Annotated in this window: 11 protein-coding genes; 4 read left to right on the top strand and 7 right to left on the bottom strand. The window is 42.1% G+C overall.

The genetic code is table 11. The annotated features are described in order from the left end of the window. Positions 1-44: 44 nt before the first annotated feature. The 5 genes from BMY70_RS27560 to BMY70_RS27540 all read right to left on the bottom strand — a co-directional run bounded on the left by BMY70_RS27560 (position 45) and on the right by BMY70_RS27540 (position 7,237). Complete coding sequence (locus tag BMY70_RS27560; RefSeq protein WP_090341116.1) at positions 45-1,208, bottom strand: AraC family transcriptional regulator; 1,164 nt, start codon at positions 1,206-1,208, stop codon at positions 45-47. A gap of 54 nt (positions 1,209-1,262) precedes the next feature. Next, complete coding sequence (locus BMY70_RS27555) at positions 1,263-2,513, bottom strand: MFS transporter (RefSeq protein WP_090341113.1); 1,251 nt, start codon at positions 2,511-2,513, stop codon at positions 1,263-1,265. Positions 2,514-2,603: 90 nt separating this feature from the next. Beyond that, positions 2,604-3,434: an ROK family protein gene (locus BMY70_RS27550; RefSeq protein WP_090341111.1), complete on the bottom strand. Its 831-nt coding sequence runs from the start codon at positions 3,432-3,434 to the stop codon at positions 2,604-2,606. 53 nt (positions 3,435-3,487) lie between these two features. Then, complete coding sequence (locus tag BMY70_RS27545; RefSeq protein ID WP_090341109.1) at positions 3,488-6,082, bottom strand: family 20 glycosylhydrolase; 2,595 nt, start codon at positions 6,080-6,082, stop codon at positions 3,488-3,490. A gap of 171 nt (positions 6,083-6,253) precedes the next feature. Continuing rightward, positions 6,254-7,237: a nucleoside hydrolase gene (locus BMY70_RS27540; RefSeq protein WP_090341106.1), complete on the bottom strand. Its 984-nt coding sequence runs from the start codon at positions 7,235-7,237 to the stop codon at positions 6,254-6,256. 158 nt (positions 7,238-7,395) lie between these two features. Here BMY70_RS27540 and BMY70_RS27535 point away from each other — a divergent pair, with 158 nt between their 5' ends. Beyond that, a complete protein-coding gene (locus BMY70_RS27535; RefSeq protein ID WP_090341104.1) occupies positions 7,396-8,994 on the top strand; it encodes an amidase in 1,599 nt (532 codons plus the stop codon). Positions 8,995-9,060: 66 nt separating this feature from the next. On the opposite strand, the gene BMY70_RS27530 is transcribed toward BMY70_RS27535, so the two are convergent. Beyond that, entirely contained in the window at positions 9,061-14,439 is a 5,379-nt protein-coding gene (locus tag BMY70_RS27530) for a S8 family serine peptidase (RefSeq protein ID WP_090341102.1), read from the bottom strand. 321 nt (positions 14,440-14,760) lie between these two features. On the opposite strand from BMY70_RS27530, the gene BMY70_RS27525 reads away from it, so the two are divergent. Then, entirely contained in the window at positions 14,761-15,534 is a 774-nt protein-coding gene (locus BMY70_RS27525; protein ID WP_090341100.1) for a shikimate dehydrogenase family protein, read from the top strand. Here BMY70_RS27525 and ribD read toward each other — a convergent pair. Next, positions 15,531-16,598 (bottom strand): bifunctional diaminohydroxyphosphoribosylaminopyrimidine deaminase/5-amino-6-(5-phosphoribosylamino)uracil reductase RibD, encoded by a 1,068-nt coding sequence (ribD, locus tag BMY70_RS27520; RefSeq protein ID WP_090341098.1) that lies wholly within the window; start codon positions 16,596-16,598, stop codon positions 15,531-15,533. The two genes, BMY70_RS27525 and ribD, sit on opposite strands and share 4 nt — an antisense overlap. A gap of 93 nt (positions 16,599-16,691) precedes the next feature. On the opposite strand from ribD, the gene prmC reads away from it, so the two are divergent. Further along, a complete protein-coding gene (gene prmC / locus BMY70_RS27515) occupies positions 16,692-17,552 on the top strand; it encodes a peptide chain release factor N(5)-glutamine methyltransferase (RefSeq protein WP_090341096.1) in 861 nt (286 codons plus the stop codon). Between the two features lie 68 nt (positions 17,553-17,620). After that, positions 17,621-18,574: an AAA family ATPase gene (locus BMY70_RS27510; RefSeq protein ID WP_090341094.1), complete on the top strand. Its 954-nt coding sequence runs from the start codon at positions 17,621-17,623 to the stop codon at positions 18,572-18,574. Positions 18,575-18,597 lie beyond the last annotated feature (23 nt).

Here is an 18,597-nt window from a genome sequence, read left to right as displayed (position 1 = left end):
CGGGCTTTTGAAAGCTGGCTCCTGTTTTTTTTTGTCAATTCATTTTATTTCCCGGCCAGATGTTTATCTCGATACTCGCTTGGATTACATCCCTTGACCTGCCGAAACTGACGGGCAATATTTTTGCTGTCCGACAACCCCATATCGAGGGCGATCTCAAAAACGGACATATCGGTATCGAGCAGTTTTTGCGTAAATTTTTCGATGCGCAAATTATAAATGTACTTATAGATCGGATAACCCATCACTTCAATAAAACGTTTTTCGAGTGCTCTCCTCGACAAAGGAACTTGTTTTACGACTTCATCGACATGCAGATTTTTATCAATATTCTGATGTATGTATTTTAAAGATGAAGCGATATGCTCATCGTTGGTAGCATAAATATCTGTTGAATGTCGCGTAATTACCTGTGTTGGTTTGACTACAATATCATAAAAATCCCGCATCCCATTTTTAATCAGATGATCCAGTAATTTTGCTGCATCATAGCCGCCTTTTTCCGCATCCTGGCCAACACTTGACAACGGAGGATCGGAAAAATCGCAGATCATTTCATCGTTATCGACACCTAAAACGGCCATTTCTTCCGGAATCCGGATACCATAAAGGCGGCACGCCTCAGTGATATGTTGTCCCTGATTATCATCGCAGGCCATCAAAGCAATTGGCTTCGGCAAAGATTTCAGCCATTTGCCGATAGAAGCCGGCCGGTAAAACCATAGCTCCGACGGACGCGCCATTTTATGTTCAAAATAATGCACCTTATATCCCGCACGCGTTACTCTTTCCTCAAATCCCTCTGCCCTTTCCTGTGACCAGACGATATCTTTAAATCCATAAAACGCAAAATTCTTAAATCCTTTTTTCAGGAAATAATCCGCACCCATTTCTCCAGCTTCATGGTGAGCTCCCGTGATATTAGGAATTTCGTCAAAACGTTTTTTGAAATCCTGCGCGATAACGGGTATGCCTGCATCAATGATTTTCCCAATATTCGGATCATTGTAAAACTGGCCAATGATACCATCCGCACCCCATTCCAGCGCCCATTTCAAAATACCTTCAATTCCCACGGTTTCCCTGTGAAACAGCGGCATCCGGCAAAATATCCACGGCCCGTGCTCTCTGGAATATTTAGCAATTCCTTTCAAAAGTGCCTTACTATATTCCTCAGCAAAATCGATTAGTAAAATAATTTTATACATATCAGACTACCCGATAATGAATTTGGAAGAAGTTAAGAATCAATAAATGGATTGTTATGCAAACAATTCTTTCAGGTTTTTTACTGTATCATTATTGACCAAAGGCTTTGCCCAAAGACCAATACTCAAAATATAACCCAGGGTTACTAACAGAAAAAGCATGGCTAATTGTAAACCGACTATTTCCCCCAAACCGCCGATGATCAAGGGTACAACTGCACCTCCCGCGATACCTGCACATAAAATTCCTGAAAATGTTCCGTGGTGATCAGGCACCGAATTAAGTGCGAGAGAGAAAATAACGGAATACATAACCGACGCGAAAAAGCCGGTAAGCGGAAATGCATACAGGCTCATTTCTTTCGATCCGAATAATGCAGCGAACAAGGAAACGATAGCACCGAGTGTAAAAAATATTAATACTTTTCTGCTGTCCAACAATTTCAAAAGTATAAGTCCGAGAAAGCAGCCGATTGTGAGCAATCCCCAAAAGTAAGAGATTACCAAAGCACCTGTTGTGGCCGGATCAACGTTATGATAAATTTGCAGAAATTTGGAAATCCAGTTTGCTATACCTTGTTCAGTGCCGACATAAGCGAAAATCCCGAGAAAGAAGAGCCAGACAGAACGGTTGGATGAGAGGTCTTTAAAAGCTTTTCCTACATCAATTCGCTCGTCTTCTTTCAGATCTACTTTCGGAAATTTCACCAATGCGATGACAAGTACCATCAGCATTGAAATTATAGCGAAAACCCAGTACAACGAAACCCATTTCAAGTTTTCCGGAACGAGTTTGTTAAGTGTTTCAATAAAAAAACCAGAATTCCCGGAATGAACATTCAAAACGAGATAACTATATAGAAGCGGGCTCAAAAAAGACGCAGCTCCGAAAAATAATTGAGCCAGAACTGAATTAAAAGCAAATTTCTCTTCGCCGCCAGCAACGCGAAGCAACGGATTGATCACGACCTGCAACATGGCCATTCCGACACCAATTAAGAAAAGAGAGCATAAGGCAACGGTAAATCCTGGGTTAACGGCAAAAAGTAAAGCGCCTGCAAAGGCAAGCGTAAACGCAATCAGCAGAACTGTTTTTTCACCATATTTTTCAACCATCAATCCGGCTGGAATCGACATTACTCCATAAGCGACAAAAAAAGCGAAGGGAAGAAATCCGGCCAGACCGATACTGAGGTCGAAGCTTTGAACGATATCGGGAATAATCGGCCCCAGGATATTGGTCAGAAACGATATCACGAAAAAGATTAGCAATATCAGGATAACGATAAATGCGTTTCGCTTCATAAGTAGGTTTGGAGGATGGGCTTGAAGTTATAATGTACTTGAAATAGGGAATTTTAAAAAGCAATTTATTGCATGCATAAAGAGCCCATGCTATTTTTCCATCAAAGCGGCTGCGCCTAAAAGTGCTATATTTTCATTCTCAGAAAGCAATAGTGTGAGTTTTTTTATGGATTCGGGATAGGCAAAATCTTTCAAACTTTCCAGCATACTGGGTTTGAAAAATCGTTCGGCTTTGGCAATGGAACCGCCCAGCACAATGGCTTCCGGATCGTAGGTATAAAGAATAGTTTTTACGACGACCCCCAAATGAATCCCAAATTCCTTCCAGGTCCTTATCACTTTTGAATCGCCGCGAATTGCCGCTTCATGCGCTTCGTAAGCATCGCATCCCAGGGAATCCTCAAAAAAACGATTGCAGACATAGTTTTCCAGAATTGAATCGCGATAAGGCAACATCCCTATTTCTCCGGCACCGCAATTGTTTCCTGAATAAAGTTCGTTATTAATAATGATGCCGGAACCTAGCCCGGTACCAATGGCCATACCGACAACAGATTTATACTTTTTGGCGAGCCCGAAACGATGCTCGCCAAGTGTAAAACAATTCACGTCATTGTTAATGAAAACAGGTAGGTTGAATTCTTTTTCAACGATATCGCGCAGCGCAACTTCTTCCCAGGAAGGAATATTCATCACATTGTAAACAATTCCTTTATCCACATCAACTACCGAAGGAACACCAATTCCGATTCCCTTAACCGGATATTCTGTAAAGGGACGGATCAAATCCATGAGTTGTGACAAGGTAGAGGAAAGCGATTCTTTATTTTCAAGTAAAATATTGCTTTGTCGCGTGATAGACCCACCCAACTCAATTCCTGCCCGCATATTAGTGCCTCCGATATCTACACCTATATTCATTAAAAACTGACTAATTAATTTCGTGTGTTTTTATCATTTAATACAAATTACACTTACTTGCCTTCTACAATGCTGGTCCGGCTTGATTTCCCGGCTTTATCAAAACTTTTCAGCTTAACGGTTCCAGACACCTTTACGGGATTGCTGTACAATGCAGACTGGACAGTAGGCTCAGAACCGTCCGTTGTATAACGAATTGCCAGGCCTGGTAAATCAACATTTGCCTTCAGCATACCATTTTCCACAATAGCCCCCGGCAAAGGAAGCCGGTAGTTGTAGCCGCCGTTCAGATAACTCAATCGTGGAATTTCCTTGCTGGCAATAGAATTGGCAAATATATTCCAGCCAGCCGCGATCGATTTATCACGTGCCACTTTGTCTTCGATCGTTTCCCAGCTTCTTTGAGCAGACCAGGCGCTTTCTGCAAATCCGAAAAGCTTAGGCAGAATAGAGTACTCCATCATATCACGACCTTTAATTGTTTCGCTCCAGAGCTCCGCTTCCAGACCGTAAATATTCTTCCTCGCTTCCGGTTTTAACTTTTCTTTTCCCACAAATTCTTCCGCCATCGGTTTTCCCAATGCAGTTGTGTAAGTTGTTTTAAACATATCGAACGGTGCGAAGGCCCAGTTGTCCCAGGTATTCACAAAACCTCCCCAATACAACCCGGGCTCTTTGGGATCATTGTTATAAGCCATATCGAAATAGAAATTGGTCACGTTGCAAAGAATCACCGGATATCCTGCATTGGCTAACCGGTTACCCAAATCCACATCAAATACGTTGTTCCAGATATAAGGGACTACTTGTTTTCCAATAAATTCCGGATTCGCAAGATATTTACCATCTGCCGTTTTCGTTAAAGCAACCTCTTCCCAGCCGTGGATTTTCAGATTACGCTTCGCAAGTCTGGGAACCAGTCTTCGGAAGAAATAGGATTGAAGATTTTTAGCACCTTTTATTTCAGGATTTTCTTTCAGCAATTTTGCCGCCATAGGTGATTTTTCCCATACGCCGTCAGCAACCTCATCGCCGCCTGTATGGAAAGTATCCATCGTCAAACCGGCTTCTTTATACATCTTGGCCATTTCATCCACCACTTTTTCAAAGAAGTGATACGTTGACTCACGGGCTACACTGACCACATTATCCTTGTAACCCTGCGCAGAAATGTATACCGATTTGTCGTCGGGATCTATCAGGCGATATTCATTCGCTTCTGTCTCTTTTCCTTCTTTCATTAAACGCTCATAGCGCGCTTCCATCGACTTGATCGCAGCACGTGCATGGCCTGGAAAATTCAATTCCGGAATCACATTGACATGCCTTTCCTTTGCATATTTCAAAATCTCTACAAAATCAGATTTGGTATAATATCCGGCGCCAAATTTCCCTTCTTCATTAGCCACAGGGCCAGATCCATAAGACGGATGCAAAACGGAGGTATTCATACTGGTCGTATGCTGACGTTGTGCGCCGACTTTCGTTAATTCAGGCAGCCCGTCAATCTCTACGCGCCATCCTTCATCTTCCGCTGTGTAAAACAAAATGTGGTTAATCTTATAGGTAGCAAGCAGATCGATAATACGTTTTACAGATTCTTTGGTTTGGAAATTCCGGGCTACATCCAGGTGCATACCACGGAAATAAAATCTTGGAGCATCTTCAATTTGTGTAAAGCCAAAATTAATCGAGGCCGCAGGTTTTTGAAATGCTTCTAACGGAACAAGTCCCAGCAAACTTTGCACACCGTAAAACACACCAGCAGCATCGCTCCCAGTAATCGTAATCCCGTTTCCATTGATGCCAAGCGTATAGGCTTCTCTGGAAATACCGTTAACCTGAACTTTACCCGATTTTAGAATAATGCTGTTGGCTGCGACCATTGTTGGCAGACCACTTTTTGCCTGGAACTCTTTTCCGGTAACCGTCTTTAATTTTTCACTTAGATATTTTGCTTCTCCCTCGAGCCCGGCTTCATAATAAAGTGCCGTTTTGTTGTTAAGCGTAAAAGTCCCGGCACTATTCGTGATTTTCACCGGTGCCGGAATAATCTTCTGAAGCTGATTGGAATCGATCGCCGACATAACCAGATTTTGGGTATATCTCAATGCAGCCGTTTGGATAGGTTCCAGATCTCCTTTTCCCCGCAGAATCTGCTCTTTTGTAAGAAATGGCTCGATCGTATAATTTGCTACCTGAACGATATCTTTTTCTTTGCCTTCATCATCATAAAAAACGAAATACAACCCAAGCGGCGCATCCGTTTCTTTGATCACGCCACTAGTTCCGGTATAGTTGACTGTTATTGAATCACCGGCATTTAGCTTGAAGTCTTTTTCCGGAACCATCTTATACCAGTCCCCATTGATATGCTCAACTTTTGCGGGTTCAGGAGTTTTATTTGCTTGAATTGGCCGTGGCGACATACTGAAAAACAACGTCCAGTTTTTGTCATTTAGAACGACATCTCCACCATTTTTCAGGGTAAATTTTGCTTTAAACGCCCCGTCAACTTCCGTGAAGTTGGTGACTAATTTCCATGAAACACCAATCTTCTGTGCTTCTTCTTTAGAAAATTTGCCGGAAGGACTGCAAGCCGTCAGAATGACAAATGATGCAATAATTAATAATAACGATTTCTTCATCAGGTAAATTAATTGGATTCTTTAAGCGTTTTCGAAGTTGTTTTTTAAGAAATAAAAACATCCTGACTATCTTTATTTATAGTACTGCAAGATGGGCAAAACATACCATTTAATAAAAGATTTTAAGATGTTCTCAAAACAAATTATCAGCTTAATTAGCAGTTTACCAAACTATTTCCCGTCACCCTTATGCATCATCAGGGTCTCAATTACCAACGACAGATCCTTGAAAGACATTTCCTCGGTCAGATAGGCATGCGGCCCCATAGGATCATCACGCCACTCGTTACTACCGCCGTTGATTATAATTTTACCTCTTTTTAAATCAAAATAATGCTGAGCTCCCCGAATGGCGACTAAAACTGCCGTCTGGTCCCAACTCATGCGACCTTCCTGATCATTTTTACTAAGTGGAATGGCGAGTGTATAAACGTCCTTGACAGGACTTTGCAGACTTTCATTTGATACAACTTTAAGACCCGTTTTTATACCATTCCCAATCTCGAAACCGCTGAAAGTGATCTGCGTCGGCCATTTGGTGAACACATTTTCAGAGGCAACCGAATCGATCATGATATTGAATTCACGGCCTTTCGGGAAACCTCCGGCCATGGAAACTACTTCCTTCACTTTCCGTTTGATAAGATCCAAACCTGATAGTTTCGAGATCTCGTCCGGTTCTGATTCAAGCAGATTCGATAAATTCGTAAGAAAACCAATTGTCACAATCGTCACGCTTTGGTCTGGTTGAGCTGCTAAAATTTTTCTATAAGTCTGAACAGCATCCGGTACTTCGTCGGTTGACTTTATTTTATGAGGATATTTCTGAACCAGCATTTCAGGCCACTTCTGAGATGCACCCATATCTGGTGCTTTCCCTTTTGGTGCCGCAATCGGAAGGTCAGGGCGACCAAAATAATTGTTTATAATTTCTATCGTAGGTGCAACGAGTGCATTTTTATTACTCGCAATCACCGCAAGCGGCTTCACTTCACCCCGGTCTGCCAAAGCATGCATGACGGCCATTGCGCCCACATCGTCATAATCCGGACCGATATCCGTATCAAGAATCAGCGAAACCTGTTTTGTCCGTGAAATCTGAGCGGACGTATATAGACTCGTAAAAAGAAAAAGAGCTGATAGCAGATACTTCATGGAGGTCAATAATTTAGTAATGATTTGTTAAATGGTATTTTCAAAAGCCGATCTGTCTGGTTCCTATACTTCGAAATACAAACATTTTTTGTTGCAAGTTTCATGATTAATTCCTGCCGTAAACTTATATTTAGGATCACTCATATTATCACCATCTTATGCAGCGCAGGAAATTTATTCACACAGGATCATTCGCAAGTTTGTCTCTTTTAGGAATCGGGCTGTTTGGCTTCCAATCCAGTTCAACAAATGGTATAAGCAAACAGGAAAATGGTTTTAAGCTGGATGAACTTGGTGTTGAGGATCTGCAAAAAATGATGAAGAGCGGCGCAATGAATTCTCAGCAAATTGTCAAACTTTACCTCGACCGTATCGCTGAAATCGATAAAAAGGGACCTGGAATAAATTCCGTCATTGAGCTGAATCCTGACGCGTTAAAAATTGCTGCCGAACTGGACAAAGAACGATCGGCGGGTAAAATCCGGGGACCTCTACACGGAATTCCAATTCTGATTAAAGATAATATTGATACAGCAGACAAAATGCAAACGACTGCGGGTTCGATCGCTTTGGAAGGGAATATTGCAAAAAGCGATTCATTTCTGGTAAAACAATTGCGAAAAGCGGGTGTTGTGATACTTGGGAAAACCAATATGAGCGAATGGGCAAATTTCCGTTCGACACGCTCGTCAAGCGGATGGAGCAGCCGCGGCGGACAAACCAAAAATCCTTATATTTTAGACCGGTCGCCCTGTGGCTCCAGCTCTGGTTCGGGCGTTTCGGTTGCGGCCAATTTATGTGCGATTTCTATAGGTACGGAAACCAACGGCTCCATCGCATGTCCGGCGTCCATGAATAATGTTGTTGGCATAAAACCAACCGTCGGGCTTGTCAGCAGATCCGGTATCATCCCGATTTCAAAAACCCAGGATACTGCCGGGCCCTTGGGCAGAACGGTGCGGGATGCGGCGTTGCTTTTAGGCGCCATGACGGGTGTCGATCCTGATGATGAAGCAACTTCGGCAAGCCAGGGAAAAGCATTTTCGGATTACACACAATTCTTAAAAGCAGATGGATTAACCGGCAAAAGAATTGGTATAGAAAAAAGTTTCCTGAAAAAACATGAAGGAATGGATGCGCTGTTCAGGGAAGCTATTGAAACAATGAAAGCCAAAGGCGCTACAATTGTGGAAGTTGATTTCATCAAATTCAGAAGCCTTGGCAGTGCGACCGGAGAAGTGCTGGAATATGAATTTAAGGACGGTTTAAATGCTTACCTCGGAAAAGCAAACGGGAAAGTAAAATCTTTGGAAGAACTGATAAAATTCAATACAGATAATTCTGCAAAAGCAATGCCGATTTTTCAGCAGGAGCTTTTGGAAAGTTCTCAGAAGAGAGGTGATTTGAAAAGTCCGGGGTATCAGGAGGCATATGCAAAAGTAACCGGCGTCCGAAAAATGATCGATGATTTGTTGACGGAACAAAATCTTGATGCGCTTTGCGGACCTGCAACAGGCCCTTCATGGTGCATTGATCCTGTGAACGGAGATTTTTGGACAGGTTATGGATCTTATGGTCCGGCAGCTTTGGCTGGTTATCCATCCGTTACGGTTCCTATGGGTTTTGTCAGTGAAATCCCCGTCGGGATTTCTTTTTTGGGAAAAGCCTATAATGAAGGACCACTGCTTTCAATTTCTTATGCATACGAACAAATGTCAAAAAAACGCAGAGCACCTAAATTTATAAGAAGCATCTAGTATTCCATTAAAAAAGTCCAAACAACTGGATTGTCTGGACTTTTTTAATTTTTGTTTGTTCAGGTTTTAAAGTTTGACCAATCTGAAAACTTCTCTCCGTTTGCCTGCAACAACTTCAACCATGTACAAACCAGGCGCAAAAGTGGCGGAACCCAAATCGATCTGATATTTTTGAACTGAGCCGGACGCGGAGAAATTCCCTTTCGCCGATATTCTTCCGGTCAGGTCGATGACATTGACCCGGACCTCCTGGCCAGCACTTCCCTGATATACGACATTGAAAATATCTTTCGATGGATTCGGGTAAACCTGCCAATCGATTTTTTCCTGTATCACAACAGGCCGTATCAATGAATATTTGAAAGTTTCGTCCTTATCCACCATTTTCAGGCGGTAGTAACGCACATCAGTTTTGTCTTTTTCATAATCAGTGAAAGAATAATACTGGCCTTTATTAACCCCGCCATCTGCTAATATCTCCCCGATTTTCCTAAATTGACCCAATTTCAATTCATCATTTCCTTTGGCAACTTCGAGCTCAAAATGGCTAAAATTGACCTCCGACGTTGTCACCCATTCAGTTATTACGTCAGGAGATGATTCAGTACCGTCTTTCCTTTTGGCAGTAAAACTCAACAACTCAACCGGAAGTGGAGTTGCAGCTCCCATTGCATCGCGACTGAGCCAAAATTCGGATAAACTTTTCACCTTAAATTCTGCATAGTATCCTTTATCAAAAGGCACTTTTTTCGTCTTTTCTGCCGGGATAAAAAGCCAGCCCGTTGTGGTATTATTGGCGACTGTACCATCTTCGTTAGCATCATTTGAATCGCTGTATTTAGAAATTCCAAGTTCCGCAACCGAAGCTGGCTTAATACAGGAAGTGCAACCTGTAGCAGCAATGAGTCTTTCAACATCAGAATCCAGAAAGAACAATCTCACGGTGACAGAATCCGAAAAATTGTAATTTGCCGGCTTTATCGTTGCATTCCTATTTAGATAATATTGCCCGTTAGTATTACGAACAGCACCAGAATTGACATAAATACGAACATCAGTATTTCCTAAATTCTGATTGTTATTGTATACAGATGCTACTAACGCACCGTTATTTGTGTAGTTTGTCCATTGTTTTCCTCCGTCAGAGCCTTGTGCAGCAGCAGACATGCTATTTCCGTCATAAATTCCATTCCGGTTATCATAAACGTGGATATCATCAATCGCGATTCCTTCGCGCATCTCGGTTTCATCAGTCCGCAATACAAATCTCAAACGAATACTTGCGCTACCGGCCGGCAAAGCAACAGTGGCCACGTGCCAGCGGGTATAATCCTGTGCACTCCATCCATTGTCGTTAGCATTTGCCTTATTATACCAGTTCGTTCCCTGACCATTTGCACCCAGGCGCCTCCAAGCGGATCCGTCTGTGGAATATTCCATATAAGCAATGTCACAGATATTTCGTCCGCAATCTTCAATATCCAAAGCAACATTAAAACTGATTGTAGGAACTAACATTTCTCGCAGATCGAAGCATGGAGAATAGAGATATGATACTTCATTCGCATTGTACTTTCCAGTCAAACTTGTTTTCCATGCTTTGCTTCCGCTTGCAGCTCTGTTTATTTTACTGGCATTGGGTGTTCCAAATTTCCAGGAGTTGTTCGTGCCGCCGCTATACCAAAAACCTGTTCCGTTCTCAAAATTTTCCAGATAAGGGAAGGAAGAAATTAAGGGTGAGTTAAAAACTTCGGCAATAATTGTATTGTTGGCAACATTGGAATCTGATTGTAAATCCACCCATACTTTTAACGTATGCGTTCCAGGACCCGACAAATCTGCACGACTTTGAAAAGTATACTCGCTGGTAGTATTTCCTCCAAGTGAAGCAATACTTTCGACAAAAACAGCTCCGTTATCAACTTGGAATTTTACAGGAATATTAGTCAGCCCGGAAGGGGAATTATTACGAACCGACACTTTCACCTGTTCAGCGCTACCTATTCCACAACCAGATAGTGCAGGACTGTTTATACTAACAGCCTGTACATCATTTGCAATCTGTGTCAGCCTGATATCATCAAAACTATAACCCGCGCCGCTGTATGAATCAGCTACCATCACCTTGCCATACTGACCAAAACGGACCTGAAAGCTTGAAGAAAAATTCTTGGAATTAGTATTTAAAATTTTGCTTATTTCAATATCGGAAGACTGCTTGTAAGACCCTGTAACGCCATTTTGATTTGAATACAGATTATAAACTTCAATCCAGGCGTCCGTATCCTTTCCCCGGATCCAGACACGATTGTTAGAATTGCTGGACTGTCCGTGATTCTTGTACCTGAAGTTCAGTCTAATGTCATCATTTGCAGCATTATAGGCTGAAAGATTAAAGGTTCCAATTAAATAATTGGTGTTACCATTCTCAACATAACGGTCTGCATCCAGCACTAACGCACGCTCACCTGAACCAGCTGCTCCCGAACCAGCAAAAGTTCTGATACGACCAAAAGCTGTATTACTTGAAAAATCATATCGGTCAGAATTTTCAAGCCCGGCCTGAACAGCAAAAAATTCCTGTTTTGGAAGTGATTCCATATCATCTAAAAATGGCATTGAAACCGGATTATTACTCATTTGCTTGATAATCGAAGTCATAACATTGTTTCCTGCTATGATATCTCCTGGCTTTTCAACTTCGACTTTTAGCGCATAAGATCTTATCTCAGATAGATTAGCAAGTGACGAAAAAGTAATATCATGTGTGGAGCCGCCCAGGATTGAAGTTCCGACTGTCTCCTCTCCTTTCAATACATCATTAATAAAATATTTCACCTTAAAATCTCCCGAAGAGCTGACATCGTCCAGATTTTTAATCCTTATCGTTATTTTCGAACTCGCTGACAACTCCGTTGCTGTAAATTTTCGCCCTGAATAAGCAGGAGATATGATCGCGTCTAGTTTAAAATCGTTATCAGAAATTGTTCCGCTGCAATTTCCATTATCGGGTTTTCTTGAAATTGCGGTGGCTCGCCGACCCGGACTACCATTTAATCTTGCTCTCACAGTTATCCAGTACGTGAGGTCCTTTGATAAAGCTGACAGATTATAGTTCGTCGCGGTGGTCGTGCCAATGGAAACCATATCCTCTCCCTGCAACATCATCACTTCATAATCGGTGGCACCAGCTACTGCATCCCACTGAACTGCGGCATATCCTTCGCACTGCACGGGAGACAAGGAGATTGTTGGAACCCCCAAAATGGTAAAAGGCTCACTTACACTGATGTTACCAGTTCCATTTTGTATAATTTTCACTCTTGCCTTTGATGTTGTAACGTTCGGTACAACCCAACTTAACTGGCGAAGATTCGCATCAACGGAAGTATTAATATCAGCCCATGAATTACCGTTATCCGTTGAATACTGTATCGTAAAACCGTTTGCATCATTTCCAAAAGAATCCCAGCTGATATTGATAGCATCACCCTGTTGAACTCGTTCTGTCCCGATTGGGTAAGTAATTGTCGTTTCAACCGGAATTACATCATAAACCACAAAATATTCCTGTTCGGGATTTTGATTAACAGCAGTTCCTTTTATAGTAAGAGTATAATTGCCCGCCACAGGGTTATCAATTACTACCTGCTCTATGTTATTGATATGATCAGCGCCCGTAGTTGCCGGATTATCGACTTTTAGCGGAGCGGCATCTAATATTTTTGGTAACGTTTTAATTTGTGAAGGATTAAAAACTTCAATATCCAGGTCATTAACTAAGGTATGGCTTGCCTGAATTGCTGCTGCCGGATCGTTCCAGTAAAGCATCACTTTCAGTTGAGCGGTGTTTTCAGGAATCGTGATAGAATGGTTTTTCGACGCTTTGTTTGAAACTGCTGCATTTATATAACTTCCGCTCTCCAGCATTTTTACAGCACGAACAAGATTTAGCCAACCGAAACCGTATTTATAGTCAGGGCCCGCGTTGCCTTTGTCCATGCCACTATTACAGATCAATGCCTTCATCAAAGCATTTTTAGGATTCGCCCCTCCGTTCAATTTTCGATATTGTTGATATAAAAGTGCCAGACTTCCCGAAACGGCGGGAGCGGCCATACTTGTTCCGGATCCCAGCCCATACTTATTGTCCGGCACTGTTGATCTTATTGTGGTGCCCTGAACGACAATTTCCGGTTTTATTCTGCCATCCTTCGCCGGACCGCGACTGGAGTACACAGAAAGCTGTCCGTCTACCTGGGTGTTACCCACAGTAATAATGTTTTTAGAAGCCTGATAACCTCCTAAGACAGTGGCAAATCCAGCTGGAAACGGACTACACGGAACGGCTCCGCTATTGCCAACAGCAAAAACATTTTCCAGATAAGGCATATCAATAGCCTGTTGATCCAGAATTTGTGAATACAAGTCATATGTTCCAAATGACGTACAGCTCGTCACATCATTTCCGTAAGAATTGTTAGTAACGACCATACCATAGTCTTTGACATAATTTGGCAGGTTTATCAATAAGTTGGAAAAATGGTGCGCAATGATTTTCGACTTGGGGGCGTATCCTTTGTAACGTTCATCTATCACACCGGCACCACCCATTGTGCCCATCACATGTAATCCATGTGACTCACTTGTTTCCGAAGCAAAACGATTAATGATTCTGTTATTAAAGTCTACGTGTAGCATAGGGTTTGCATTGTCCCCAATACCAACGACAACACCCTCCCCATGCAAGTTGCGGTTCCCGGAAACAGTAGAACTCAAAACGTTGGCTCTGGAATTTTCTTCGCTGTGATCATTAAAAGCCTCATCACGGGCCGGAATCGGTTGCACATATTGCACAAAAGGAAATGTGGTAAGCTCAGCAATACGTGTAACCGGTATACGCAATTCCAATACGCCGTAGTTTTTAAAAGTTTCTGCAATAATCAATAAATTTTTATTGCGCAGTTCTTCCCCTACCTCTTCAAATGAGAACGTCTTTGGGAAACTTATCCAGACATCTACCATGCCAGGCGTTTTTACAGCATGAGAAGGAAATTTTCCGTTTGCCAACGATACATGCAACTTTTGACTGCTCGTCAATTGAACAACCGATCTTACTCCCGCGACTCGTAAAGAACTGTAATTCAAAGAATTGGTAACAGTTGCAGTATATGCGTTATCAGGAATATAATCCAGTAATTCAATTCCTTCATTTTTCAGTTGCCTTTTTTCTCCCTCTCCCGGAACACCTTCAAATTGAATGACAACGAAAGATTTACGGTTCAGGGTCCTGAGTTTTCGGTTGAATTCGCCAATTTTTTCAGGAAAGATGTTGACTTCCGGGGTGAAAGGGCCATCACGAAGCATAATTCGATGCTGTCCAAAAGTAGTAGTAGTACAAATCGCAAAAAATGCGACAAATAAGTAGAGGTTCTTTAATTTCATATGATAGCCGGGTAGAAGTACTTTATATCAATAATACAGAAATACTTCGAATTATAAATAAAAAAATCATTCAATTCAAAAAAAACATACTATAACACAATATTATCGACACAATCTGTTCTACAAATAATATCAAGAAGTTTGTCGTATTAGTTAACTTTTCTACATGATACTTTTAGTGAGGCATCTTTCATTTTTTGTTATTGAAAAAAGAGTGAACTAACTTCGCCGCTCTTACATTAGTTTCCTGAGAGCAACAATGCGTTTTCCACTTCACAGCCCTGCCTTGAAACATGGGCTGCGAACATCCAATAAATAGTTATGAACTTGTACGGCCTGATCGGTTTTCCACTTACTCATTCATTTTCCAAGCGATATTTCACCGAAAAATTTATCCGTGAGAAGATTCACAACTGTGGTTATGATCTGTTTGAAATGGAATCTCTGGAAAAACTCCCTGAATTGTTAAGAAAACATCCTGATTTGAAGGGACTTAATGTAACTATTCCTCATAAGCAGGAGGTTATAAAATATCTGGACGACCTGGACGACGCTTCGGCTGAACGCATCGGGGCAGTAAATACAATTAAAGTTTTTGCTGACGGAAGTACGAAAGGATACAATACGGACTATTATGGTTTCCGTCAGTCCATATCGGAGTGGATGGATCGCCGCGGCGAAGCTTGCTGTAATTTTAAGGCTTTGGTTCTGGGCAATGGAGGAGCCGCACAGGCGGTAAAAACTGCGCTCGAAGATATGCAGACGGAATACAAAATTGTTTCCCGTCAGAGAAATAACGATTCGCTTTTATACGAAGACCTTACGCAGGAGATTATGGAAAGTCATCTTCTGATCATCAATACCACGCCGCTCGGCACGCATCCAAATGTAGATGACTGTCCGGAAATTCCATATCAATGGATTTCAAAAGGACATTTTTTATATGATCTGGTTTACAATCCAACCACAACGCTTTTTATGAAAAAGGGTTTCGATCAAGGTGCAGCTGTTCATAATGGATTAAAAATGCTAGAAATGCAGGCCGAAAAAGCCTGGGATATCTGGAACTCAGAAGAAGATATGTGGAGCGTTTAAACTCTTGAATAAAAACTCCAAAAATCTTCTTCAACCTGTTCCGAACCTGTAAAAATTCCTTCCGGCAGCGGCGCTTTAATGCCGCTGCCTATTTTTTTCAAGCTCTGACATCTCCGGATTTCGTCCCACAAGCCTGCCTTCAGAAAGGAAGTCAGAACCTGCGCCCCACCTTCAACCAATACCGACTGAATTCCTCTTTTAAAAAGCTCCTGCAAAATTTGATCAATCTCGTTTTCACCAGGACTTATTTTAATGTACGAAGTATTTCCATATCCGGCATAACGTCCGGAAGCACTTTCTTCAACGGTTTGTTCCTGATAATTTATTACGAATGTTTTTTGAGAATTATCAAATAAATTTATAGTATTTGGCAGGCGAATATTTCTATCCAGTACAACACGGACAGGGTTACGGCCTTTCCAGTGACGCACATTTAATTTGGGGTTATCGTTTAGAGCCGTGTTAAGTCCTACAAGGATCGCATCTTCTTCTGAACGCCATTTATGAACGTGAACTCCTGACAACTTGCCACTTATTTGTACTGATTTTCCGCTTGCCTCCGCAATAAACCCATCCGCTGTTTCTGCCCATTTTAAAATAACGTAAGGTCTTTTTTCCAAAAAACTTTTAAAAAAACGCTTATTTAATTCTTTTCCCTGTTCTGAAAGTAATCCTTGAACAACCTCAATACCAGCGTCCTGCAAACGCCTTATTCCTCTTCCCGAAACCAGAGGGTTAGGATCGCCGTTGCAGACTACAACCTTTTTTATTCCACGACTAATAAGAAGATCTGCACAAGGGGGCGTCTTTCCGGTATGTGAACAAGGTTCGAGTGTAACATATGCCGTTGCTTCCGAAAGCAAATGTCCATTACTCCGTTTATCGACATCCTCCACAGCACGTACTTCTGCGTGCGGGCCGCCATAATTCCGGTGCCAGCCTTCGCCGATAATTTTATCGTCATATACGATTACGCATCCAACCATGGGGTTTGGACTAACACTTCCACGTCCATATTCTGCAAGCTGCAACGCCCGCTGCATCCACTCTTTATCTTTGTTCATTTGACAAAAATACAAACCTCGTTTCAATCTCAACTTTCGTGAGTTCTTATAATTTGCTAACTTTCCGACATCAGAATAAAAAATCAACTAAAAATGACTTCGGCTCGTCAGTTATATCAACATATTGTTAGTGGAATTAATGTTTATCCGCCTAAAGAATCCCAGGCCATAGCCTTCATGCTTCTGGAGCATTATATGCGGTTAAGAAATATCGATGTGCTGGTTGACAGGCCAGTTCCTGAAAATACGGCGCAGCCCGACTGGGAAAATATAATTTCAAGATTGAACAATAACGAGCCTGTTCAGCATATCATCGGAACGACAGAATTTTGCGGTCTCGAATTCCGGGTTTCTTCATCTGTTTTGATTCCACGTCCGGAAACGGAAGAATTGGTTCAGATGGTTACACGGGATTATGCCGAACCGGATAAAGACGTATCGATCCTGGATATTGGTACAGGAAGCGGATGTATTGCCATCGTTCTCGCGCGTTTTCTTCCTCATGTTACAGTTCATGCGTGGGACGTTTCGGATGAGGCGCTTTCGGTTGCTCGTGAAAATGCCCGCCAGCTTATCGCAGACGTTCAGTTTGCAAAGCAGGATATGTTAAATGTAACCTTTCCGTTACCCGGCAATGTTATCAAATTTGATTGTCTGGTAAGTAATCCACCATATGTAACCTACTCGGAAGCAGAACATATGCGTCCCAATGTACTTCGTTTCGAGCCACATGAAGCACTTTTCGTGGAAGACAGCGATCCATTGCTATTCTATAAAGCCATTGCTGATTTTGGTGTGCACCATATCAAGCCCGGAGGAAAATGTTATGTTGAGATCAATGAACATTTTGGCGCAGGAACCAGGCAGGTTTTTGAAGAGAGAAATTATCAGCAGGTCGAGATCCTGCGCGACATTCACGGAAAAGACCGTTTCGTAAGAGCTGTCTGGAAATAATTTTTTCAACGGCCTCTCGAATTATTTCCGTGCTAACCCGGTATACTCCGTGTTAAAAATAACGCCTCATGTATTTAGAAAAAATAAAAGAAGTACTTGATGAAATGGGTAAGGTGGTGGTTGGGCAGGACAGATTGCTCAATCGCCTGCTTATCGGACTTTTTACCGGTGGCCATATACTCCTGGAAGGTGTTCCCGGACTAGCCAAAACACTGACGATCAATGTCATGGCAAAAGTTCTGCAGCTGGATTTCCGACGTATCCAATTTACACCTGACCTTCTGCCAGCTGATTTGATCGGAACCATGATTTACAAGCCCAAGATTGGAGATTATGAAGTAAAGAAAGGACCGATTTTCTCAAACATCATTCTGGCAGATGAAGTAAACCGTTCTCCCGCAAAAGTACAATCGGCTTTACTTGAAGCAATGCAGGAAAAACAGGTAACCATTGGCGATCAGACATATCTGCTCGACAAACCTTTTGTCGTTTTAGCTACGCAGAATCCGGTGGAACAGGAAGGAACATATCCACTTCCTGAGGCTCAGATCGACCGTTTCATGATGAAAGTTTATGTCGATTATCTCAACAAACAGGAAGAACTTGAAGTGATGCGCCGCATGTCTGACATCACATTTGATTATCAGATTCAGCCCATTTTGAACAAACAGGATATTTTTGCGATCCGGGAAAATGTCAATAAGGTAAATATCTCGGAAACACTGGAACGATACATTATCGAACTTGTTTTTGCAACCAGGAGACCTTTGGAATATGGATTGCGCGATGAGGCAAGGTATATTCAGTTTGGTGTTTCACCACGGGCAACTATTTATCTGAACCGCGCGGCGAAAGCATTGGCTTATCTGGAAGGCCGTGATTATGTATTGCCGGAAGACATTAAAGCGCTTGCTCCGGATATTATGAATCACAGGATCATGCTGAATTATGAAGCGGAGGCGGATGGAGTAAAAACCACAACGATCATCGACTCGATATTGAGAAAAGTCGCAATCGGGTAATTTTCGATTGTGCCTTGATCAAA

The sequence above is a fragment of the Dyadobacter koreensis genome (assembly GCF_900108855.1).
Classification (GTDB): domain Bacteria; phylum Bacteroidota; class Bacteroidia; order Cytophagales; family Spirosomataceae; genus Dyadobacter; species Dyadobacter koreensis.
Note: the sequence above shows the minus strand (reverse complement) of the source record. Positions and strands in the feature narration are given on the sequence as shown.

What these genes read in the sequence shown, in the direction of transcription:
- BMY70_RS27510 (WP_090341094.1), top strand. Translation starts at nt 17,621, where the DNA reads ATGTATTTAGAAAAAATAAAAGAAGTACTTGATGAAATGGGTAAGGTG.
- BMY70_RS27560 (WP_090341116.1), bottom strand. Translation starts at nt 1,208, where the DNA reads ATGTATAAAATTATTTTACTAATCGATTTTGCTGAGGAATATAGTAAG.
- BMY70_RS27525 (WP_090341100.1), top strand. Translation starts at nt 14,761, where the DNA reads ATGAACTTGTACGGCCTGATCGGTTTTCCACTTACTCATTCATTTTCC.
- BMY70_RS27550 (WP_090341111.1), bottom strand. Translation starts at nt 3,434, where the DNA reads ATGAATATAGGTGTAGATATCGGAGGCACTAATATGCGGGCAGGAATT.
- prmC (WP_090341096.1), top strand. Translation starts at nt 16,692, where the DNA reads ATGACTTCGGCTCGTCAGTTATATCAACATATTGTTAGTGGAATTAAT.
- BMY70_RS27530 (WP_090341102.1), bottom strand. Translation starts at nt 14,439, where the DNA reads ATGAAATTAAAGAACCTCTACTTATTTGTCGCATTTTTTGCGATTTGT.
- BMY70_RS27545 (WP_090341109.1), bottom strand. Translation starts at nt 6,082, where the DNA reads ATGAAGAAATCGTTATTATTAATTATTGCATCATTTGTCATTCTGACG.
- ribD (WP_090341098.1), bottom strand. Translation starts at nt 16,598, where the DNA reads ATGAACAAAGATAAAGAGTGGATGCAGCGGGCGTTGCAGCTTGCAGAA.
- BMY70_RS27535 (WP_090341104.1), top strand. Translation starts at nt 7,396, where the DNA reads ATGCAGCGCAGGAAATTTATTCACACAGGATCATTCGCAAGTTTGTCT.
- BMY70_RS27540 (WP_090341106.1), bottom strand. Translation starts at nt 7,237, where the DNA reads ATGAAGTATCTGCTATCAGCTCTTTTTCTTTTTACGAGTCTATATACG.
- BMY70_RS27555 (WP_090341113.1), bottom strand. Translation starts at nt 2,513, where the DNA reads ATGAAGCGAAACGCATTTATCGTTATCCTGATATTGCTAATCTTTTTC.